The 21,115-nt window shown below is 66.9% G+C and carries 14 protein-coding genes and 1 tRNA gene; 3 read left to right on the plus strand and 12 right to left on the minus strand.

From position 1 onward, the window contains the following. Positions 1-47: 47 nt before the first annotated feature. Together trxA and VGV41_RS14945 are read right to left on the minus strand one after the other, a co-directional pair. Positions 48-950 carry a thioredoxin gene (trxA, locus tag VGV41_RS14940; RefSeq protein WP_326864663.1) on the minus strand — a complete coding sequence of 301 codons (903 nt, stop codon included), beginning with the start codon at positions 948-950 and terminating at the stop codon, positions 48-50. An 89-nt stretch (positions 951-1,039) separates the two neighbouring features. After that, positions 1,040-1,555: a prolyl-tRNA synthetase associated domain-containing protein gene (locus VGV41_RS14945; protein ID WP_326864664.1), complete on the minus strand. Its 516-nt coding sequence runs from the start codon at positions 1,553-1,555 to the stop codon at positions 1,040-1,042. 176 nt (positions 1,556-1,731) lie between these two features. Here VGV41_RS14945 and VGV41_RS14950 point away from each other — a divergent pair. After that, positions 1,732-1,806: transfer RNA gene (locus VGV41_RS14950), tRNA-Gly, on the plus strand. Positions 1,807-1,898: 92 nt separating this feature from the next. Here the strand turns inward: VGV41_RS14950 and VGV41_RS14955 are convergent. The 3 genes from VGV41_RS14955 to VGV41_RS14965 form a co-directional block, all read right to left on the minus strand. Beyond that, complete coding sequence (locus tag VGV41_RS14955) at positions 1,899-2,369, minus strand: YbaK/EbsC family protein (protein WP_326864665.1); 471 nt, start codon at positions 2,367-2,369, stop codon at positions 1,899-1,901. Between the two features lie 2 nt (positions 2,370-2,371). Then, on the minus strand, positions 2,372-4,114 hold the full coding sequence (gene ggt, locus VGV41_RS14960; RefSeq protein WP_326864666.1) for a gamma-glutamyltransferase: 1,743 nt from the start codon (positions 4,112-4,114) through the stop codon (positions 2,372-2,374). 206 nt (positions 4,115-4,320) lie between these two features. After that, positions 4,321-4,968 carry a peroxidase-related enzyme gene (locus VGV41_RS14965; RefSeq protein WP_326864667.1) on the minus strand — a complete coding sequence of 216 codons (648 nt, stop codon included), beginning with the start codon at positions 4,966-4,968 and terminating at the stop codon, positions 4,321-4,323. 238 nt (positions 4,969-5,206) lie between these two features. Between VGV41_RS14965 and VGV41_RS14970 the strand changes: the two genes are divergently transcribed. Then, positions 5,207-10,006, plus strand: coding sequence for an NAD-glutamate dehydrogenase (locus VGV41_RS14970; protein WP_326864668.1), 4,800 nt, complete (start codon positions 5,207-5,209; stop codon positions 10,004-10,006). A 152-nt stretch (positions 10,007-10,158) separates the two neighbouring features. Here VGV41_RS14970 and purH read toward each other — a convergent pair whose 3' ends face one another. The 5 genes from purH to VGV41_RS14995 all read right to left on the minus strand — a co-directional run bounded on the left by purH (position 10,159) and on the right by VGV41_RS14995 (position 16,089). Further along, entirely contained in the window at positions 10,159-11,751 is a 1,593-nt protein-coding gene (purH, locus tag VGV41_RS14975) for a bifunctional phosphoribosylaminoimidazolecarboxamide formyltransferase/IMP cyclohydrolase (RefSeq protein ID WP_326864669.1), read from the minus strand. Between the two features lie 65 nt (positions 11,752-11,816). Next, positions 11,817-13,577, minus strand: a complete 1,761-nt coding sequence (locus tag VGV41_RS14980; protein WP_326864670.1) for a heparinase II/III family protein — start codon at positions 13,575-13,577, stop codon at positions 11,817-11,819. Positions 13,578-13,673: 96 nt separating this feature from the next. Further along, complete coding sequence (locus VGV41_RS14985; RefSeq protein ID WP_326864671.1) at positions 13,674-15,011, minus strand: RsmB/NOP family class I SAM-dependent RNA methyltransferase; 1,338 nt, start codon at positions 15,009-15,011, stop codon at positions 13,674-13,676. Between the two features lie 107 nt (positions 15,012-15,118). Next, the gene (locus VGV41_RS14990) at positions 15,119-15,622 is read right to left on the minus strand and encodes a L,D-transpeptidase (protein WP_326864672.1); all 504 of its coding nucleotides are present in this window, start codon (positions 15,620-15,622) and stop codon (positions 15,119-15,121) included. Then, the gene (locus tag VGV41_RS14995; RefSeq protein WP_326864771.1) at positions 15,619-16,089 is read right to left on the minus strand and encodes a L,D-transpeptidase; all 471 of its coding nucleotides are present in this window, start codon (positions 16,087-16,089) and stop codon (positions 15,619-15,621) included. Before VGV41_RS14995 ends, VGV41_RS14990 begins: the two co-directional genes overlap by 4 nt. A gap of 262 nt (positions 16,090-16,351) precedes the next feature. On the opposite strand from VGV41_RS14995, the gene VGV41_RS15000 reads away from it, so the two are divergent. After that, the gene (locus tag VGV41_RS15000; RefSeq protein ID WP_326864673.1) at positions 16,352-18,148 is read left to right on the plus strand and encodes a radical SAM protein; all 1,797 of its coding nucleotides are present in this window, start codon (positions 16,352-16,354) and stop codon (positions 18,146-18,148) included. A 214-nt stretch (positions 18,149-18,362) separates the two neighbouring features. Here the strand turns inward: VGV41_RS15000 and acs are convergent, their stop codons facing one another. Together acs and VGV41_RS15010 are read right to left on the minus strand one after the other, a co-directional pair. Beyond that, positions 18,363-20,324 (minus strand): acetate--CoA ligase, encoded by a 1,962-nt coding sequence (acs, locus tag VGV41_RS15005; protein WP_326864674.1) that lies wholly within the window; start codon positions 20,322-20,324, stop codon positions 18,363-18,365. Positions 20,325-20,500: 176 nt separating this feature from the next. Continuing rightward, positions 20,501-20,917 (minus strand): EVE domain-containing protein, encoded by a 417-nt coding sequence (locus VGV41_RS15010; protein ID WP_326864675.1) that lies wholly within the window; start codon positions 20,915-20,917, stop codon positions 20,501-20,503. Positions 20,918-21,115: the final 198 nt, after the last annotated feature.

Below are 21,115 nucleotides of genomic sequence, written 5' to 3' on the forward strand. Positions count from 1 at the left end.
GTCCTTCGAGACGCGCCGCTACACGGCGCTCAGGACGAGGCGGAAACCTATGCAAACAAAAGCGACGACAGTTTCTTGCGGCCCTCGACCGCCGCCGGATCGGCAAAGCCCCACGCCTCGAAGAACTGCACGAGCTGCTTGCGCGCGGCATCGTCGTTCCATTTGCGATCGCGCTTGACGATCTCCAAGAGCTGCTGTGCCGCCTCCTCGCGCTTACCCTTGGCGTTAAGAGCGATGGCGAGATCGTAGCGCGCCTGATGATCGGTCGGATTGGCGAGCACCTTCTCTTCAAGCTCGGCGAACGGCCCGAGCGACTTCGCCTGCTCGGCGACTTCGAGCGCCGCGCGCGCCGCGACGACCGGCGCCTCGCTGCGCTTGGCCTCCGGCACCATGTCGAGCGTCTGCTTCGCTTGCTCGAGCGCGCCGGTCTCGACATAGCAGCGCGCGAGACCCGCGAGCGCATGCACGTTGCCGCCATCCTCCTGCAAAAGCTGCGCGTAAATCTCGGCCGCGGTCGCGGCGTCGCCGTCAATCAGCGCCTGATCGGCCGTCTTGAGCAGATCCTGCTCCTCGCCGCCGACCTTGCCTTTGGTCAGCCGCTCGAGGAACTGCACCACCTGGCTTTCCGGCAGCGCGCCCATGAAACCGTCGGCGGGCTGGCCGTTGACGAAGGCGACGACCGCCGGGATCGACTGAATGCCCATCTGGCCCGGGATCGCCGGATGCTCGTCGATATTCATCTTGGTGAGCTTGACCTTGCCCTTGGCGGCCTTGACCGCCTTCTCCAGGATCGGCGTGAGCTGCTTGCACGGACCGCACCACGGCGCCCAGAAGTCGACCAGCACCGGCTGGCGCTTCGACTCCTCGATCACGTCCTTCATGAAGGTCTGGGTGGTCGTGTCCTTGACCACGTCGGCCGCCGCCGTCACCGCCCCGCCATTATCGAACATCGCCTTGGCCCTCGTACGCCGTTCCGGACTGAAACTCCCGGTTCCGTGCGGCTTAAATGGGTCATTCGGCCGGCGAATGCAATCGGGGGTCAGTCCGCCTCGGCGGTGAGCCCGGACAGCCGTTCAATGCGCGGCGGATGCCCGGTCCAGTCGAGGAACCGGACCAGATCGTCGCGCGCGATGGACGTGGTCATGGTGTTGCTGAGCGGGTGGTAATTGAGCGTCGCGTGCTCCATCATCGCCGCGTCGAGCACGATGGCGACGCGCCCCTCCGTGTCGTTGATGGCGGCAAACGGCGTCACCGAGCCGGGCGCCACGCCGAGCACCTCGCGCAGCAGGTCGGCCGAGCCGAAGGAGAAGCGGCCGGTGGCCCCGAGCAGGCGGTGCAGGCCCTTCAGCGCGATCTCTGCGTCCTCGAGCGCCACCACCAGGTAGAGCGCGCCCTTCTTGTCGCGCAAGAACAGGTTCTTGGTGTGGCCGCCCGGGATCTGGCCGCGCAGGGTGCGGCTCTGCTCGACCGTGAACAGCGGCGGGTGCTTGACGCTCGCATGGGCGATGCCGAGGCCGTCGAGGGCGGCGAAGAGCTCTTCCGGGGTTTTCGGCATGGGCGTCGAGGACAGAGGTGGCGGGCGGGCCGTTTCTAGCACCGGCGGGCGGGTGCGGCACGGTAAACGGCGGTTTAGCCTGCATCTTTCCGGCCAAACGGTTGTTGCCAAGCACCATCCGATATGGCTATACGAACGGCCTTGGCGGCCGGCCCTTGCCGGCCAGACTACCGGATGCGGGTGTAGCTCAGGGGTAGAGCACGACCTTGCCAAGGTCGGGGTCGAGGGTTCGAATCCCTTCGCCCGCTCCAACCTTCGCGCTTCGCGGCGCTTCGGTTGGCAAGCCGGTCAAAATCGCGAAGGTTGCCCGCCGAAGCGTTGCGCGCAGGCGGGCTTTTTATTTTCAGGCGCCTTCCTTCACATCCGCCACCTCGCCGCCGGTCATGCGGACCAGTTCGGCCGCGCTGGTGCGGAACACGTGGCGCGGCGAGCCGGCGGCGGCCCAGACCGGGTCGAGCGCCATCAGTTCGGCATCGATGAAGATGCACCGCGGCGAGGCGTGGCCGACCGGCGCCACGCCGCCGATGGCAAAGCCGGTGACGTCGCGCACCCAGCGGCCGTCGGCCGGTTTCACCGGGCGTCCCAGCCGCGCCGCGACCTTGGCGACATCGACGCGATTGGCGCCGGAGGCGATCACCAGCACCACCTGCTCGCCGGCGCGCAGCACGATCGACTTGGCGATCTGCGCCACGGCGCAGCCGACGGCGTTGGCGGCGTCCTGCGCCGTGCGCGTGCCGTCCGGGAACATGGTGATGGTGTCGTCGTGACCGGCGGCGAGGAGCGCCGCGCGCACGCGCTCGACCGAGTCGCTCACGCTCAGTACCCCGCCGCCAGCGCGCCGCGCGTGCGGCTGTCGGCCGCGCCGACATAGCCCTGCGGCGTCACCTCGATCGAATTGGCTGACGTGTGCGGCGCCGTCGGTACGATGGCGTAGCCGCGCGCCTTCAAACCCGCGAGCACGTCGGGCGGAAAGCCGGGCTCGGCATAGACCACGTCAGGCTGCCACTGATGATGCAGCCGTGGCGCCTCGACCGCCTTATCGATCGGCATGTGGAAGTCGATGGCGTTGACGATCACCTGCAGCACCGCGGTGATGATGCGGCTGCCGCCGGGCGAACCGGTGATGAGGAACGGCTTGCCGTCCTTCAGCACGATGGTCGGTGTCATCGACGACAGCGGGCGCTTGCCCGGACCGGGCAGGTTGGCGCCGTAGCCGACGAGACCGTAGGCGTTGGCCGTGCCCGGCTTGGCGGTGAAGTCGTCGAGCTCGTTGTTGAGCAGCACGCCAGTGCCGTCGGCGACAAGGCCGAGGCCGTAGCTGAAATTGAGCGTGTAGGTGTTGGAGACGGCGTTGCCGTCCTTGTCGACGATGGAGAAGTGCGTGGTGTTGCGGCCCTCGGTGTCGCGCGGCGTGCCGGCATGCACTTCGGCCGACGGCGTGGCGTTGTCGGTGATGCCGGCGCGCAATTGCGCGGCGTAGGACTTCGAGGTGAGCGCGGCAATGGGCATCTTCACCGAGTCCGGATCGCCCATGTAGACGGCGCGGTCGGCATAAGCGCGGCGCATCGCCTCAATTTCGAGATGCAGCGCATCGGCGCTGCGGCCCATCTTCGCCAGATCGTAGCCTTCGAGGATGTTGAGCATCTCGATCAGATGCACGCCGCCCGACGACGGCGGCGGCATCGAGACAATGCCGTAGCCGCGATAGGTCCCGCGCACCACGGGACGCTCGACGGCGCGATAATCGGCGAGGTCTTCCTTTGTCATGATGCCGCCGGCGCCGCGCACGGCGCGCACGATGTTGTCGGCGACGTCGCCCTTGTAGAAGCCGTCATCGCCGCGCTGCGCGACGGCACGCAAGGTGTCGGCGAGATCGAGCTGGATGAGGCGGTCACCTTCCTGCATCGGCCGGTCGCCGTTGAAGAAGATGCTCCTGGTCGACGACCAGCGCGCCAGCCGCGCCTGCGATTGCGGCAGCGAGTCGGCGAGATCGTCCTCGATCGGCACGCCGCTTTGGGCGAGGTTGATCGCCGGCGCGATCAGGTCGGAAAGCGACAGTCTGCCCGAGCCGTATTTCTCCTCGGCCAGCACCAGCCCTGCGACGGTGCCGGGCACGCCGACGGAGAGCCCGGAGTCGCGTGACTTCTTCGGATCGGGATTGCCCTGCGCGTCGAGAAACATCGTCGGCGTCGCCGCCGCCGGCGCCGTCTCGCGGTAGTCGATGGCAATGTCGCGATTGCCCGATTTGGAATTCCTGGCGAGATGGATCACCATGAAGCCGCCACCACCGAGATTGCCGGCGCGCGGATAGGTCACCGCCATGGCGAAGCCGACGGCGACCGCGGCGTCGACCGCATTGCCGCCGCGATCGAGGATCTCGACGCCGATCTGCGCGGCGAGACTCTCCTGCGCCACCACCATGCCGTTGTGCGCGAGGACGCCGCTGACCGGACGGATGCTCGGCAGCGTCGAGGCGAGCTGCGGCTGCGACTGCGCCAGGACGAGCGTGCCGAACAGCAGCGTGACGAACGCAGCAGCAGTGGGAAGAAGTCGGCGCATGTCTCTTCTTTCACCTCTCCCCGCTTGCGGGGAGAGGTCGGCCCGCCGGAGCTTTAGCGAAGGCGGGTCGGGTGAGGGGGCGGTGAGATCGGGCAAGACGGTGACGCCCCCTCACCCGGCTCGCGGAGTTTATCATCGTGCGGCGCTTCGCGCCGACCCGTTGGCTCGCCACCCTCTCCCCGCGAGCGGGGCGAGGGATAGAAAGATCACCGCGACAGGCCGTGATAGACGACATTCGGCCGCATGTCGGTGGCGGAGGCGACTCGGTTCGACATGTTGAAGAAGCCGACGACCGCGGCGATGTCCCAGATGTCGCGGTCGGAAAAACCGGCCTCGCGCAGGCGCGCGCGGTCGGCCTCCTCAACCGCCCAAGGCTCCGCCGTCAGCTTCACCGCGAAGTCGAGCATCGCGCGCTGGCGCAGGTCGAGCCGCGCGGCGCGATAGTTCATCACCATATGTTCGCCAAGGAGCGGATTGCCGGCGTATTGCCGCACCGCCTGACCGTGTGCGGTGAGGCAGTAGTAGCAGCGGTTCTGGGACGAGACGCCCACCGCGATCATCTCGCGCTCGAGCTTGGAGAGCCCGCTCGGCGCCAGCATCAGGTCGTTGTACATGGTGGCGAAAGCTTCCAGCTTCGCCGCGTCGAAGGCATAGGCAACGAGCACATTCGGCACGAAGCCGAGCTTGTCCTGGCACTTCTGGAAATAGGCCTGCATCGCCGGCGACAGCTTTGCCGGCCCGAGGTCGAGTGCGATGACCGGATCGTCGTCGGCAGCGGCGGCGAGCCGCGGCTGCGCCTTGGCGCTCCGCTTCGCGGCCGTGCCGTTCTTCGATGCCGCCGTGCGCTTGGCCATGTCCCTGCCCGCTGTTTTTAAGTCGCAGCGAAGTCTACCTGTTTCCTTCGGCCGGTAAAACGCTCAAGCCAAGCCCATTAGCCGCGCGCTATCAAAGGCTTGTGAACGCATGGCCTTGTCGGCAAAGCGTCACGCCGCGGTCACCATCCGGTGTGTTGCTCTCGACGCCTGCCCGCAGATTGTGAACACTCCTTTGCTGCCTCGACCGATTCCTTTTTGCCCAAGCGCGAGGTCTCCCATGGCCGGTGACGTGACCGCAAGCGACGAGGCCGCCGCCCGCGACCTGCTCGAACAAGCTCAGGCGCAACTCTCCAGTCTCGACCCACACGTGGCCACCGGGTTCGCCGCCCAGCTCTACGGCCGCGCGGTGCCGGAGGACCTGTTGCATTACGGGCCCGCCGATCTGGCGATGCTGGCGGCTCACGCCTACGCCCTGCTCGCCGAGCGCACACCGGGCACGGCGAAGATTCGCTGCGAAAAGGTGATGCTGGCCGACTCCGGCGAACGCAAGGCGATCGGCGTCGTCGAGATCGTCAACGACGATATGCCGTTCCTGCTCGACTCCGTCATGGGCGAATTATCCGAGCGGCGCCTGCCGGTGCGGCTCGTCGCGCACCCCGTGCTCGACGTGCAGCGCGAGAGCGGCCGCCTCGTCACCATCGGCGGTCCCGGCGCCGGAGCGCGCGAGAGCTTCATCCATTTGCACGTTGACGGCCTCGACGACGAGGCCGCCTGCGCCGATCTCACCAAGGCGCTGGAAGCCATCCTCGCCGAAGTGCGCCTGGCGGTCGTCGACTGGCGGCCGATGCTCGACCGCGTCAACGGCATCGTCGCCGACCTGAAGACCAATCCGCCGCCGTTGCCGGTCGACGAGCTCGCCGAGGCGATCCAGTTCCTGCAGTGGCTGCTCGCCGACAACTTCACCTTCCTCGGCGTGCGCAACTACCGGTTCGAGAACGACGACCTCGTTCCCGACTTCGACAATGCGCTCGGCATCATGCGCCAACGCGAATTGCGCGTGCTCCGCCGCGGCTCGGAACTGCTCGAAATGACGCCGGAGATCATGGCGTTCCTGAAGGAGCCACGGCCGCTGATCGTCGCCAAGGCCAACATCCACGCGCGGGTGCACCGGCGCGTCTATCTCGACTACATCGGCGTCAAGCATTTCGACGCCGCCGGCAATCTCGTCGGCGAGCAGCGCATCGTCGGTCTGTTCACCTCCACCGCCTATACCCGCGCGGCGCACGGCATCCCCTATCTGCGACGCAAGCTCGCTTCCGTCGAAAGCCGCGCCGGCTTCGATCCCGGCAGCCATTCGGGCAAGGCGCTCGCCAACGTGCTCGAGCACTATCCGCGCGACGAGTTGTTCCAGGTCGACGAAAACACCCTCTACCAGAACGCCATCGCCATCCTGCAGCTCGACGAGCGGCCGCGGGTGCGCGTATTGCCGCGGCGCGACCGCTTCGACCGCTTCGTCTCGGTGCTCGTCTATGTGCCGCGCGAGCGCTACGACAGCGACATCCGCGCGAAGATCGGCACGTATCTCGCATCGATCTTCGTCGGCCGCGTCTCGGCCTACTATCCGTTCTTTCCGGAAGGGCCGCTGGTGCGCGTGCACTACATCATCGGTCGTTCCGGCGGTGCGCCCGTCGACATCCCCCGCGTCAAGCTGGAAAGCGAGGTCGGCGACATCGTCCGCACCTGGAGCGACGGCCTCGCCGACGCGCTGGCGCTCGTGCATCCGCCGGAGAAGACGCGCGAGCTTTACGGCCGCTATCGCGACGCCTTCTCCGCTGGTTTCCGCGACGGCTACGCGCCGACCGTCGCCGCCGGCGACATCCGCGTTATCGACGGCCTCAGCGAAGAGCGTCCGCTCGGCGTCGACTTCCATCATCGGCTGGAGGAAGAGCAGCGCGCCGTCGGCCTCAAAGTCTGGAGTTATGCCGAGCCGGTGCCGCTGTCGGATCGCGTGCCGGTGCTGGAGAACATGGGCTTCCGCGTCGTCGACGAGCGCACCTATCACATCCAGCCCGGGGGCCACGCGGGCGCCTGGTTCCACGACATGCTGCTCGAACGCCGCGACGGCGCTGCCATCGAACTCGATGACGGCAAGGCGCGGCTGGAAGCCGCATTCCTGATGGTAATGCGCGGGCAGGCGGAGAGCGACGGTTACAATGCGCTGACGTTGATCGGCGGCCTCGGCTGGCGCGACGTCGCGCTCATCCGCACCGTCTCGCGCTTCCTGCGCCAGGCGCGCGTGCCCTATTCGCAGGACTACATGTGGGCGACCTTGGTGAAGCATTCCGCGATCGCCGCCGAGATCGTCGCGCTGTTCCACGCACGCTTCGATCCGCGCGGCAACGACGGACGCGACGCAAAGCAGAAGGAGATCGCCGCGCGCATCGACGCGGAGCTGGCAAAAGTCGACAGCCTCGACGAGGACCGCATCCTGCGCCTGTTCGTCAATGCGGTGCAGTCTGGCATCCGCACCAATTTCTATCAGGTCGACGGTAACGGCCAGCCGAAGGCGCAGATCGCCATCAAGTTCGAGAGCCGCAAGCTCACCGAGCTGCCGCTGCCGCGCCCGCTTTACGAAATCTTCGTCTACTCGCCGCGCGTCGAAGGCGTTCACCTGCGTTTCGGCAAGGTGGCCCGCGGCGGCATCCGTTGGTCGGACCGGCCGCAGGACTTCCGCACCGAGATCCTCGGCCTGGTGAAAGCGCAGCAGGTCAAGAACGCGGTGATCGTGCCCGTCGGCGCAAAGGGCGGCTTCGTGCCCAAGCTGATGCCGAAGGCGCCAACGCGCGAGCAGTTCCAGGCAGAAGGGGTCGCCACCTACAGACTGTTTATTTCGACGCTCTTGGACATCACCGACAATATCGACGCGGACGGCAAACTCGTGAAACCCGTGAACGTCGTGCGCCACGAGGGCGACGACCCCTATCTCGTCGTCGCCGCCGACAAGGGCACCGCCACCTTCTCCGACATCGCCAACGGGCTGGCCATCGAGCACGGCTACTGGCTCGGCGATGCGTTCGCGTCGGGCGGCTCGGCCGGTTACGACCACAAGGCGATGGGCATCACCGCCCGCGGCGCCTGGGAATCGGTCAAGCGCCACTTCCGCGAGATGGACGTCAACATCCACGAGACGCCGTTCACCGCGGTCGGCGTCGGCGATATGTCGGGCGACGTGTTCGGCAACGGCATGCTGCGGGAAGAGACGACCAGGCTCCTCGCCGCCTTCGACCACCGCGACATCTTCGTCGATCCCGATCCCGACCCGAAGGCCGCCTTCGCCGAGCGGCAGCGGCTGTTCAACCTGCCGCGCTCGAGCTGGCAGGACTACGACAAGAGTCTGATCTCCAAGGGGGGCGGCGTCTATCCGCGATCGTCGAAGGAAATCCACCTGTCGCCGGAAGCCCAGCAGCTGTTCGGCGTCGCGGCCAGCGTCACGCCGCAGGCGCTGATGAAGGCGATCCTCAAGGCCAAGGTCGACCTGCTCTTCTTCGGCGGCATCGGTACTTACATTCGGGCCGCGACCGAGACCGACGAAGCGGTCGGCGACCGCGCCAACGATTCGATCCGCATCACCGGCGCCGACCTGAACTGCAAGGTGGTCGGCGAAGGCGCCAATCTCGGCATGACGCAGCGCGGCCGCATCGAGACGGCGCTGCGCGGCATCCGCCTCAACACCGACGCCATCGACAACTCCGCCGGAGTCAACACGTCCGACGTCGAAGTCAACATCAAGATCGCGCTGTCGACGCCGGTGCGCGCCGGTGCGCTGACGACCGAGAACCGCAACGCGCTGCTCGCCGAAATGACCGACGAGGTGGCGCGGCTGGTGCTGCGCAACAATTACCAGCAAACGCTCGCGCTTTCGCTGGCGCAGCGGCGCGGCATGGAGGACTTCGGCTTCCAGCAGCGGCTGATGCACATCCTCGAGCAGCGCGGCGAATTGGACCGCGCCGTCGAATACCTGCCGGACGAGATGGCGCTCGGCGAGCGGCGCAAACGCAATGCGCCGTTGACGCGGCCGGAGCTCGCGGTACTGCTCGCCTACGCCAAGCTGTCGCTCTACAGCGAACTGCTCGAGAGCGACGTGCCGGACGATCCCTATCTCGGCCGCGAACTGAACCGCTACTTCCCGAAGGAGATGACCGAGCGTTACCCGGACGCGCTGCAGTCGCACCGGCTGCGGCGAGAGATCATCGCCACGCAGCTCACCAATTCGATGATCAATCGCGGCGGCGCCACGCTCATCGTCCGCATCGCCGACCAGACCGGCGCCTCGTCGGCATCGATCGCGGCGGCCTTTGCCGCCGTGCGGCAGAGCTACGAAATGGTGGCGCTGAATTCCGAGATCGACGCGCTCGACAACAAGGTGAAGGGCGACGTGCAGCTCTCGCTCTACGCCGCCGTGCAGAACCTGCTGCTCGACCGCATCGTCTGGTTCCTGCGCAACGTCGACCTGCACAAGGGGCTCGACGCCATCGTCGCGCACTACCGCGAGGGCATCGCGCAGGTCGAGGCGGCGCTGGCGACGGCGCTATCGAAGCCGGCGCAGGCGGCGCGCGACGCGCGGGCGGACGAGTTCATCCGCAACGGCGTGCCGGAGGACGTCGCGCACCGCATCGCCGATTTCGTCGAATTGAAAGCCGCGCCTGATATCGTGCTGGTCGCCGATCGCGCGCAGAAGCCGGTCGCCGAAGTCACTGCCACATACTTCGCGACGGAAGCCTTCTTCCAGCTCGACCGTGTCGCCGGTGCGGTGCCGAACATCGTGGTCGCCGACTATTTCGACCGGCTGGCCCTCGACCGCGCGCTCGATTCGATCGGCGACGCCGAGCGGCGGCTCACCGCGGCGATGGTCGGCAACGGCCATGCGGGGGCCGGTGCAGTGGAGGAATGGGTCAAGCCGCGGCAGACGGAGGTCGAGCGCATCCGCGCCGCGATCCACGAGATCGCCGGCTCCGGGCTCACTTTGTCGAAGCTCTCCGTGGCGGCGAGCCTGCTGGGCGATCTGGCGCGGGAGTAAGCTCCCCTCTCCCCGTCCTTCACGGGAGAGGGTGGCGAGCGCCTGAAAGGCGCGAGCCGGGTGAGGGGCCATGCACAGCCCCTCACCCGACACGCCTTCGCTTACGCTTCGGCGTGTCGGCCTCTCCCCGCAATGCGGGGAGAGGTGAAAGCCTAATGCCGGAAATGCCGTGTGCCGGTGAACACCATGGCGATGCCATGGGTGTCGGCGGCGTCGATCACTTCCTGATCGCGCATCGAGCCACCGGGCTGGATCACCGCCGTGGCGCCGGCTTCGATCGCCACCAATAGCCCGTCGGCGAACGGGAAGAACGCGTCCGATGCCACCACCGAGCCCTTGGTCAGTGGCGCTGAAAGCTTCATCTCGCGCGCGGCGTCTTCCGCCTTGCGCGCCGCGATGCGCGCGGAATCGATGCGGCTCATTTGTCCGGCGCCGATTCCGACGGTGGCAAGGTTCCTGGCATAGACGATGGTGTTCGACTTGACGTGCTTGGCGACGCGGAAGGCGAAGCGGAGGTCGTTCAATTCCGCCGCGGTCGGGGCGCGCTTGGTCACCGTCTTGAGCGCCATGTCGTCGACCACCGCATTATCGCGCGACTGCACCAGCAGTCCGCCGGCGACGGTCTTCGCCGTCAGACCTTTGGCGCGCGGATCGGCGAGGCCGCCGGCGAGCAGCAGCCGCAGATTCTTCTTGGCGGCGACGATCGCGATCGCCTCCTCGCTGGCATCCGGCGCGATGATCACTTCGGTGAAGATCTCGGTGATCGCCTTCGCCGCCTCCGCATCCAAAGTGCGGTTGAGCGCGACGATGCCGCCGAAGGCCGAGGTCGCGTCGCATTCCAGCGCCCTGCGATAGGCGTCGAGCAGGCTCGCGCCCTCGGCCACGCCGCACGGATTGGCGTGCTTGACGATGACGCAGGCCGCAGTGCGGCGCGGATCGAACTCTGCGACGCATTCGTAGGCCGCGTCGGTGTCATTGATGTTGTTGTAGGACAGCTCCTTGCCCTGAACCTGCCGCGCGGTCGACACGCCGGCGCGTGCTTCGGGCGTGCGGTAGAAGGCGGCGCTCTGGTGCGGATTCTCGCCATAACGCAGCGACTGGATCAGCCGGCCGCCGATGGCGCGATAGTCCGGCGCGTCGGTCTTGAGCGTGTCGGCGAACCAGTTTGAGATCGCCGCGTCATAGGCCGCGGTGCGTGCATAGGCCTTGGCCGCAAGCGCCTTGCGCAACTCGAGCGAGGTCATGCCGGCGTGCTCGGCAAGCTCGGCCAGCACCTTGGCGTAATCCTCCGGCTCGACCACGACAGTGACGTCATGATGGTTCTTTGCCGCGGCGCGGATCATCGCCGGGCCGCCGATGTCGATGTTCTCGATGCAGTCGTCGTAGGCGGCGCCTTTCGCCACCGTCGCCTCGAATGGATAGAGGTTCACGACCAGGAGATCGATCGGCTTGATGCCGTGCTTCTCCATCGCCGCGACGTGCTCCTGTTCATGACGGATGGCCAGGAGTCCGCCGTGCACCTTCGGGTGCAGCGTCTTGACGCGGCCGTCCATCATCTCCGGGAAGCCGGTCAGCTCGGACACGTCGGCGACCCTCAGCCCCGCGTCCTTCAGCGCCCTGGCGGTGCCGCCGGTCGAGACGAGATCGACGCCATAGCCGGCGAGCTGCGTGGCGAATTCGATCAGGCCGGCCTTGTCGGACACCGAGAGCAAAGCGCGGGTGATGCGGCGGGGATGGCTGGTCATGCGGCGAACGCCCTGTTTAAAGCGCGCCGGTAGCACAAAACGCCGCCGCCTCAAATGCGGCCGGTCTATTTGCCCAACGGCAATTCCGGCTCGTCCAGCTTCTCCGGCCGGGCGCCGGGCGTCGCCGGCGGCGTGTGACGGAAGCTCCAGCGCACGGCGGACGTGGTGCTCGCATGGCCATAGACGACGATCTGCACCGTGCGGCGCGGGCCTTCGGTCGACGACAGGTAGACGCTCTCCTCGAGCTGCACCGCGTCGGCCATGGTGGCGAAGGTCCACACCTCCTTGTCGGGCAGCAGCAGGATGACGCCGCGGCCGTCCGACAGCCGGCTCGCCTTGATGGCCGGGTGCAGATGGAAACGTACGGCATAGTCGTCATTGCCCGGGATTTCGCCGTGCCCGGCCGCGCTGAAGCTGTCCTCGCCGTCGAGGGCGCGGCCGTCGGCCGACAGACGCAGGGCGCGAGTATGAACGATGCCGCAATCGGCGGCGTAGCCGTCGTGCGAGGCGCGCAGCATGACGGCGCCGTCGTGCTCGTCGCGTTCGGTGCGCACGTCGCGTGGGCCGGCGAGGATTGGCACGCCGCCAAGCAGCCGGCGAAACGGCGCCGCCTCCAGGAACAGGCAGGACGACTGCTCGTGCACCGTCACCGTCGAGTGCGCGGACGTCGCCCGCGCCACCTGCCGCCAGGTCTCGCGGTTGACCGCCGGCAGGCCGCAATTCACCACCAGCCGATGCTGCCTCCACGACAGCTCGAATGACAGGCAGCCGGCATGCGCCTCCTGGCTCACCCCCAACGGCGGCGGCCGCCCGGTGTCGAGCACGAGCGCGGTCTGCGCCGCTTCCATGCGCTGGTAGCCGGAATGCGGCGCGTTCGATAAAGGCTGCCCGCGCGCGTCGTCATAGGCGAGCACGGTGGCGAGCAGATCGACCGGCGTCGGACCCATGCCGTTGAATTGCGCGAAGTTTCCGTCGGCATGACGAAAGAAACGCAGCATCGGCATCATGCGGTCGATGGCGTTGTTGATCGCCTGCGGCGGCTGCAGGTTCCGCGCCGAGAACAATTGCCGCAGCGGCAACAGGTCGGCGAGAATCTCGATCAGCGCGCCGGGATTGCGGCTGACGTGGCCGCCGTCGGGCAGGATCTGCGCGCGCAATTCCTCGATCAGCTTGCGCGCATTGCTGCGCAGTGCGCTCGCCTGCCCCTGCATGCACAGGCTGGCGTAATTGAGCGCCATCAGCGCCTGCAGCCGCGGCAGTCCGTCGCGCGAGTGCCTGAGCGTGCGGCGCAGATAACGCACCTGGCGCGACAGGCTGCGGGTGAAGCGGCGATAGAAGCGCGCGTCGGCGTCCTGCAGCACGAACGGCGCCTGGCTGAGCCAGCACAGGATGCGGCGCGCCAGGATGTCGCCCCGCCAGCCGAGCGGGTCCCAGCCGCCCTGGATCGTGATCCAGTCGTCGATCAGCGCACGCGCATTGGCACGGGTGATGGCGGAATCCGCGGCGCGCAGATGCCGCAGCCACGAGAAGCTCAGCAGCATCACCGCCCATTCGTCGGACGGCGGAATCATCTCGAAGGGCGAGCGTCGGTCGCAGATCACCACCTTGCCGGCAAAGGCGAAGCGGCCGGCATAGATCTCGCTCGCCCGAGTAGCATCGGCGGTGCGCAGGTCCTGCGGCGCGATCAGCAGGCGGTCGGTCTTGCCGGAGCCGTAGCGCCAGCGCAGCAGCGGGTGCGTATTGATACGCTCGAGCAGGCTGCGGAGGAGGCGGCGCCCGATCAGCGCGGAGAGCCCCAGTCGCTCCGCCACCGTGACCCGCATCATGAGATTGTCCGTCCCCCGCGCGGCGGCCTGATTCGCGTGAACGGCCACGATAGCGAAGGGCGGTTGAAGGTCCAAATCCCCGGATGCCACCGTAACTTAGCCGGTGCGTATCAGTCGTGCGGCGAAGAAGCCGTCGAGCCCGCCCCAGCGCGGATCGGGGTCGGGAAGCATCTGCGGCAGCGTGCGAAGCGCACCATCGGCATTGAGGAACTCGGCATGGCCGAACACCTCCTCCGCCCGCACGGGATCGCGGGCGACCTGCGGATTGCGCGCAAGGAGCGCGGCGACCTGCGCCTCGCCCTCCTCCGGCTCCAGCGAACAGACGCAGTAAACCAGTCGCGCGCCCGGCTTGAGCAAGGTGACCGCATGGTCGAGCAGGCGCTGCTGCAGCGAGATGAGTTGGGCCAGATCGGCCTCGCCCTTGAGCCAGGGCACGTCGGGATGACGGCGGATGGTGCCGGTGGACGAGCACGGCGCGTCGAGCAGCACCGCATCGAAGGGCCCGCCCTGCCACTCCAGCGCGTCCACCGCGCGTGTTTCGGCAGTGAGTCCGAGACGGACGAGGTTCTCCTCGAGCCGCGCCAGCCGCGCCGGCGAGCGATCGACCGCGGTGACCTGCGCGCCGGCGGCGCAAAGCTGCGCCGTCTTGCCGCCCGGCGCGGCGCAAATATCGGCGATGTTTAGCCCGCGCACGTCGCCCAGGAGATGCGCCGGCAGCGAGGCGGCGGCGTCCTGCACCCACCAGGCGCCTTCGGTGAAGCCCGGCAGCAGCGACACCGCGCCTTGCGCCACCGTGCGCACCGTGCCGGTCGGCAGCACGCGGCCGCGCAGGCGCTCGGCCCAATGCGCGGCGTCCGATTTGACGCTGATGTCGAGCGCCGGCTCGTGTCCGTTGGCGACCGCAATCGCCCGCGCCGTGTCGTCGCCAAAGGCGCGCGTCCAGCGCGCCATCAGCCAGTCGGGTGTATCGCGCGTGGCGGGCTCGGCGAGGATGGCGTCGCGGTTCTGCGCAACGCGGCGCAGTACGGCGTTGACCAGCCCGGCATAGCGCGCGGCGCGGCGGTCGGCCTGCGCCAGCCGCACGGAGAGATCGACCGCGGCGTGGTCCGGCACGTCGAGCCAGAGCAATTGCGCCGCGCCGACGAGCAGGATGGTCTCGGTGCGCGGTGCGTCACGCGGGAAGCCCTTGTCGAGGAACCCAAGCAGCGCATGGCGCAGCGTGCCGAGGCGGCGCAGCACGGTCGCGGTCAATCGTCGCATCAGGGCGCGGTCGCGATCAGGCAGCGTGGCGAGGCCGAGATGCGCGCTGCGCCCCGACAGTTGCTCGTCGAGGGGCACGCGCCTGCGCAAAACGCCGTCGACGATGTCGGCGGCGATTTTTCGGGCGGCTAGGCCGGGAACTTCCGGCTGGGGAGAGGTGCGCGGACGCGCCATGGACCCGATCTGGACACGAATTGTGTCGAGGTCGCGAAGTCTATCCGGAAAAAGTGACGATCACACAGAAATCGGACGCGATTCTTACGCCGGTCGGGTCATCCTGCCTAGCGCAGGACGACGACCTCCGTGCCGATCCGGGCGCGCGCGTACAGATCGAGGATGTCCTCGTTGTACATGCGGATGCAGCCATGCGAGACGAAGCCGCCGACCGAGCCCGGATTGTTGGTGCCGTGAATGGCGTAATTGCCGCGGTCGAGGCCGAGCACGGCGGCGCCCATCGGATTGCGCGGTGAGCCGCCGGGAATGACCGGACCGTAGCCGCGGTCGGAGATCTCCGGCGGCGCCTGCCAGGCCGGGCGCAGGCGCTTGAGTTCCACATAAGCGCGGCCGTGCCAGGCCATGCCGGCGCGGCCGACGCCGACCGGGTAGCGTATCGCCTGCCCCTGCCCGAGCACGAAGAACAATTGGCGCGCGCCGGTCATGATGACGATGGCGCCGGGTCGATAGCCGGCCGGGAACTGCACCAGATCGCGTGCCTGCGCGGCGGCGCCCGCGAGCAGCGCGACACAAATGCCGAGGACGAGGGACAGCCGGCGGGCGGAAATCATCGCTCGACAATCACCGGCGCGCCGACAGCGACCATGCTGAAGAGCTCGCGGATGTCGGCGTTGTACATGCGGATGCAGCCGTGCGAGACGAAGCGGCCGACCGAGGCGGGCCGGTTGGTGCCGTGGATGGCGTAGGTGCCGTCGCCGAGCGTCATGGCGAATTGGCCCATCGGGTTGTTCGGCGCGCCGCCGGGGATAACCGCGGGCAGGCGCGGATTTTCACGGCGGATGTCGGCGGGCGGCGCCCAGGCCGGACGCACGTATTTGCCGGTGATGCGCGCGAGACCGGTCCATGCCTGGCCCGCCTTGCCGACGCCGACCGGGAAGCGCAGCGCGTTGCGGCCGTCGAGCACGAGATAGAGCTTCCGCTCCGAGGTCTTCACCACGATCGTGCCCGGCTTGAAGCCGGGAAGCGGCACGATGTCGCGCGTCGACGCGCGCGCCGCCGCGACGACGAACGCCCACATCAGCACGATAAAGACGAACAACGCCGTCCGCCGCAAAACCAGAGACATAGCCCGCGCCCGTATGGCTCGACCGGCCCGACAATAATCAAGAGAAGGCGGACGTCAGGCGAAAGCTGCCGGTAACGTAAACGGACAAACACCAATGTCCGTGCGGTATTTGGCGCAGGGGCGGCAATTCGACTCACCTGCGGACAAAGTTCCCCGTGGCCGAATTTTAGAACTCGGTTAAGCTTGCGGCGGTGGACGGGTACGGGGGACTTGTATGCTTGCTCCGAAGCCACGTGAACAGCGCCGCTTTCAGCTCGTGCTGATCAAGCCGTCGCATTACGACGCCGACGGCTATGTGATCCAGTGGGCGCGCTCGTCGATCCCCTCCAACTCGCTCGCCTGCGTCTACGCGCTGGCGATGGACGCCGCGGAGCGCAACGTGCTCGGCGACGACGTTGCGGTCGACATTTCCGCGATGGACGAGACCAACACGCGCGTGAAGATCCAGGACATCGTCGCGCAACTCAAGCAGCACGACAATTTCGGCATGGTCGGGCTGATCGGCGTGCAGTCGAACCAATTCCCGCGCGCGCTCGACATCGCGCGTCCGCTGCGCGAGGCTGGCATCCAGGTGTCGATCGGCGGCTTCCACGTCTCAGGCTGCATCGCCATGTTGAAGGAGACGCAGGCGGACCTGAAGGTCGCGCTCGACATGGGCTGCTCGCTGTTCGCCGGCGAAGCCGAGGACGGCCGCCTCGACAGCGTGTTGCGCGATGCCGCGGCCGGCACGCTCAGGCCGCTCTACAATTTCATGGACGAGCTGCCCGCTATCGAGGCCACGCCGACGCCGTTCCTGCCGCCGCAGAACCTCAAGCGCACCGCCAACCATTATGCCAGCTTCGACGCCGGCCGCGGCTGTCCCTACCAGTGCTCCTTCTGCACCATCATCAATGTGCAGGGACGCAAGTCGCGCCGCCGCACACCGGATGACATCGAGCACCTGCTGCGGCGTCACCTCGAATACGGCTTCCACTGGTTCTTCGTCACCGACGACAATTTCGCGCGCAACAAGGACTGGGAGCCGATCTTCGACCGCATCATCGAACTGCGCGAGCGCGATGGCCTGAACATCAAGATGATCATTCAGGTCGACACGCTGTGCCACAAGATCCCGAACTTCATCGACAAGGCGGCGCGCGCCGGCGTCAAGAAGGTGTTCATCGGACTGGAGAACATCAACCCGGCCAACCTGATGGCGGCGAAGAAGCGGCAGAACAAGATCACCGAATACCGGCAGATGCTGCTTGCCTGGAAACAGGCGAAGGTCATCACCTATGCCGGCTACATCCTCGGCTTCCCGGCCGACACGCCGGAGTCGATCCGCGACGACATCGAGATCATCAAGAAGGAGCTGCCGCTCGACATTCTCGAGTTCTTCTGTCTCACGCCTTTGCCCGGCTCCGAGGACCACAAGGTCCTCACCGACAAGGGCGTGTGGATGGACCCCGACATGAACAAATACGACCTCGAGCAGGTCGTGACCGCGCATCCGCGCATGTCGGCCGAGCAGTGGAACGGCATCTACCGCGCGGCGTGGGACATCTACTACACGCCGGAGCACATGCGGACGATCATGCGCCGCGCCGCCGCCTGCGATCTCGGCCTGTCGCATCTGCAGGGTCTGCTGTTCATGTTCTCCAAGGCCGTCCTGATCGAAAACCTGCATCCGCTGCAGGGCGGCATCTGGCGGCGCAAGTATCGCCGCGACCGCCGCACCGGCATGCCGATCGAGCCGGTGTGGCACTTCTATCCAAAGGCTGCGCGCGAGGTGGCGCGCAAGGTCGCGTTCATGGCGCGTTACTGGCTGCAGCTCGAGCGCATGCGCCGCGCGGTGCAGAACGATCCCGAGCGGCGCAGCTACACCGACGCCGCACTACAGCCGGCCGATGCCGAGGATGCGACGACGCTGGCGCTGTTCACGCACAACGAAAGCGCGCGCAACGAAGTGGCGCGGACAAAGCGTATCCACGAACTGACGCACGGCGAGCGTGAAGTTCACGCCCAGGCGTGAGCGCGTTTGTCGAACCGGCGCCGCTTCGTTAGCCGAGCGCGCGCCACATCCTCCGTTCATTCCCGCGAAAGCGGGAATCCAGCGCTGACTCACAGCTGGGTCCCCGCTTTCGCGGGGACGAGCGGAATGGCAACTGCCAACATGCCCCTCACCCGGCTCGCGCCAAAGGCGCTCGCCACCCTCTCCCCGTAAGAACGGGGAAAGGGGAAAGAGGCTACGCCCCCGCTTTCGCCGCGGCCTTCTTGTTCTGCCGGTTCTGGACGAGATCGTTCACCACCGCCGGGTCGGCGAGCGTCGTGGTGTCGCCGAGATTACCGAAGTCGTCCTCGGCGATCTTGCGCAGGATGCGGCGCATGATCTTGCCGGAGCGCGTCTTCGGCAGGCCGGGCGAGAACTGGATGAGATCCGGCGAGGCGATCGGGCCGATCTCCTTGCGCACCCAATTGACCAGCTCCTTGCGCAGATCCTCGGTCGGCTTCTCGCCGGCCATCAAGGTGACATAGGCGTAGATGCCCTGGCCCTTGATGTCGTGCGGATAGCCGACCACGGCGGCTTCCGACACCTTCGGATGCGCGACCAGCGCGCTCTCGACCTCCGCCGTGCCGAGGCGATGGCCGGCGACGTTGATGACGTCGTCGACGCGGCCGGTGATCCAGTAGTAGCCGTCGGCGTCGCGCCGGCAGCCGTCGCCGGTGAAGTACTTGCCCGGATAGGTCTTGAAGTAGGTGTCGATGAAGCGCTGGTGATCGCCGTAGACCGTGCGCATCTGCCCCGGCCACGAATCGGCGATGCACAAATTGCCGCTGGTGGCGCCGTCGAGCACCTTGCCCTCGGCGTCGACGATCTCCGGCGTGACGCCGAAGAACGGCCGCGTCGCCGAGCCGGGTTTCAATTTCGTCGCGCCGGGCAGCGGCGTGATGAGGATGCCGCCGGTCTCGGTCTGCCACCAGGTGTCGACGATCGGGCAGCGGTCCTCGCCGACCACGTGGTAGTACCACTCCCACGCTTCCGGATTGATCGGTTCACCGACCGAGCCGAGCAAACGCAGCGACTTGCGCGAGGTCTTCTTTACGGGCGCGTCGCCGCCCTGCATCAGCGCGCGGATCGCCGTCGGCGCCGTGTAGAGGATGTTGACCTTGTGCTTGTCGCACACCTCCCAGAAACGCGAAGTCGTCGGATAGTTCGGCACGCCTTCGAACATCAGCGATATAGCGCCGTTCGAGAGCGGCCCGTAGACGATATAGCTGTGGCCGGTGACCCAGCCGACGTCGGCGGTGCACCAGTAGATGTCGCCGTCGTGATAGTCGAACACGTAGTGATGCGTGATCGAGGTGTAGACGAGATAGCCGCCGGTCGTGTGCAGCACGCCCTTCGGCTGGCCGGTCGAGCCCGACGTATAGAGGATGAACAGCGGGTCCTCGGCGCTCATCTCCTCGCACGGGCAGTCGGCCGGCACGGTCTTGGCGACGTCGTCGTAATAGACGTCGCGCCCGGCCTTCATGTTGACCTTCGCGTTCGTGCGCTTGACGACGATGACGCACTTGACCGGCGCCTTCTCGCAGGCGGCGTCGACGTTCTCCTTCAGCGGGATCTTGCGGCCGCCGCGCACGCCTTCGTCGGCGGTGACGATGACGTCCGACTTGCAGTCGTCGACGCGGCCGGCGATCGAATCCGGCGAGAAGCCGCCGAAGATCACCGAGTGCACCGCGCCGATGCGGGCGCAGGCGAGAATGGCATAAGCCGCCTCGACGATCATCGGCATGTAGATGGTGACGCGGTCGCCCTTCTTGACGCCCTGCTTCTTGAGGACGTTGGCGAAGCGCGATACCTCGGCGTGCAACTCCTTGTAGGTGACGGTCCTGGAATCCTTCGGATCGTCGCCTTCCCAGATGATGGCAGTCTGGTTGCCGCGCTTCTCCAGATGGCGGTCGACGCAATTGAAGCAGGCGTTGAGCGTGCCGTCCTCGAACCATTTGATCGAGACGTTATGCGGATCGTAGCTGCTGTTCTTCACCTTGGTGAAAGGCTTGATCCAGTCGATGCGCTGGGCCTGCTCGCCCCAGAAGCCGTTCGGGTCCTTGATCGAGCGCGCATACATCTCCTGGTACTTCGCGTCGTCGACCAAGGCGCGCTTCTGCCAGTCGGCGGGAACGGCATACATTTTGTCATCGGACATGGCTGTCTTCCTCCCACCCCGCGGTTGAAACCCGTGGGGGATAATTGAGCGACTTTGGAGCCATTATGCGACAGCGGCGCGCGTGGCGACAAGGCGCACCAAGTCGCACTTTGGCAGGGGTTGCCGCTTGATGCAGATCATGGTGCCGCCGCGGCGGAGCGGCAGGCGGCCGGCCGCTAGTGCCCGCCCATCTTGCAGACCAGCTTCCACTCGGCGTCGGTGATGGCCGGCAGCGACAGCCGCGACTGCTTGAGCACCTGGATCTCGGCAAGCCTCGGCTCGGCCTTGATCGCCGCCAGGGTCACCGGCTTCTTCAGCGCCTCCACAGCCTTGACGTCAACGCAGACCCACGGCTCGCCGGCCTTCGCGGTCGGATCCGGATAGGCCTCGCGTACCACCTCGCAAATGCCGACGATCTCCTTGCCGATATTCGAGTGATAGAAGAATCCCCGATCGCCCTTCTTCATCTTCATCATGTTGAGCTTGGCAGTGTGGTTGCGGATGCCGGTCCACGGCTCGCCCTTCGCGCCGCGCTTGACCAGATCGTCCCACGAAAACACGTCCGGTTCCGATTTCAAGAGCCAGTGAGCCATCGTCATTCTTCCGACTTGCTTTTCCCTCTCCCCGTTTACGGGGAGAGGGCGGTGAGCATCGAGCGAAGCGAGATGCGAGCCGGGTGAGGGGGCCTCGCCGCTCCTGCTTTAAATTCGACGCCCCCTCACCCGACACGCCTTCGCTACCGCTTCGGCGTGTCGACCTCTCCCCGCAAGCGGGGAGAGGTGAAAAAAAAG

Source organism: Pseudolabrys sp., from assembly GCF_035943735.1.
Lineage (GTDB): Bacteria > Pseudomonadota > Alphaproteobacteria > Rhizobiales > Xanthobacteraceae > Pseudolabrys.

What these genes read in the sequence shown, in the direction of transcription:
- trxA (WP_326864663.1), bottom strand. Translation starts at nt 950, where the DNA reads ATGTTCGATAATGGCGGGGCGGTGACGGCGGCGGCCGACGTGGTCAAG.
- VGV41_RS14945 (WP_326864664.1), bottom strand. Translation starts at nt 1,555, where the DNA reads ATGCCGAAAACCCCGGAAGAGCTCTTCGCCGCCCTCGACGGCCTCGGC.
- ggt (WP_326864666.1), bottom strand. Translation starts at nt 4,114, where the DNA reads ATGCGCCGACTTCTTCCCACTGCTGCTGCGTTCGTCACGCTGCTGTTC.
- VGV41_RS14965 (WP_326864667.1), bottom strand. Translation starts at nt 4,968, where the DNA reads ATGGCCAAGCGCACGGCGGCATCGAAGAACGGCACGGCCGCGAAGCGG.
- VGV41_RS14970 (WP_326864668.1), top strand. Translation starts at nt 5,207, where the DNA reads ATGGCCGGTGACGTGACCGCAAGCGACGAGGCCGCCGCCCGCGACCTG.
- purH (WP_326864669.1), bottom strand. Translation starts at nt 11,751, where the DNA reads ATGACCAGCCATCCCCGCCGCATCACCCGCGCTTTGCTCTCGGTGTCC.
- VGV41_RS14980 (WP_326864670.1), bottom strand. Translation starts at nt 13,577, where the DNA reads ATGATGCGGGTCACGGTGGCGGAGCGACTGGGGCTCTCCGCGCTGATC.
- VGV41_RS14985 (WP_326864671.1), bottom strand. Translation starts at nt 15,011, where the DNA reads ATGGCGCGTCCGCGCACCTCTCCCCAGCCGGAAGTTCCCGGCCTAGCC.
- VGV41_RS14990 (WP_326864672.1), bottom strand. Translation starts at nt 15,622, where the DNA reads ATGATTTCCGCCCGCCGGCTGTCCCTCGTCCTCGGCATTTGTGTCGCG.
- VGV41_RS14995 (WP_326864771.1), bottom strand. Translation starts at nt 16,089, where the DNA reads ATGTGGGCGTTCGTCGTCGCGGCGGCGCGCGCGTCGACGCGCGACATC.
- VGV41_RS15000 (WP_326864673.1), top strand. Translation starts at nt 16,352, where the DNA reads ATGCTTGCTCCGAAGCCACGTGAACAGCGCCGCTTTCAGCTCGTGCTG.
- acs (WP_326864674.1), bottom strand. Translation starts at nt 20,324, where the DNA reads ATGTCCGATGACAAAATGTATGCCGTTCCCGCCGACTGGCAGAAGCGC.
- VGV41_RS15010 (WP_326864675.1), bottom strand. Translation starts at nt 20,917, where the DNA reads ATGGCTCACTGGCTCTTGAAATCGGAACCGGACGTGTTTTCGTGGGAC.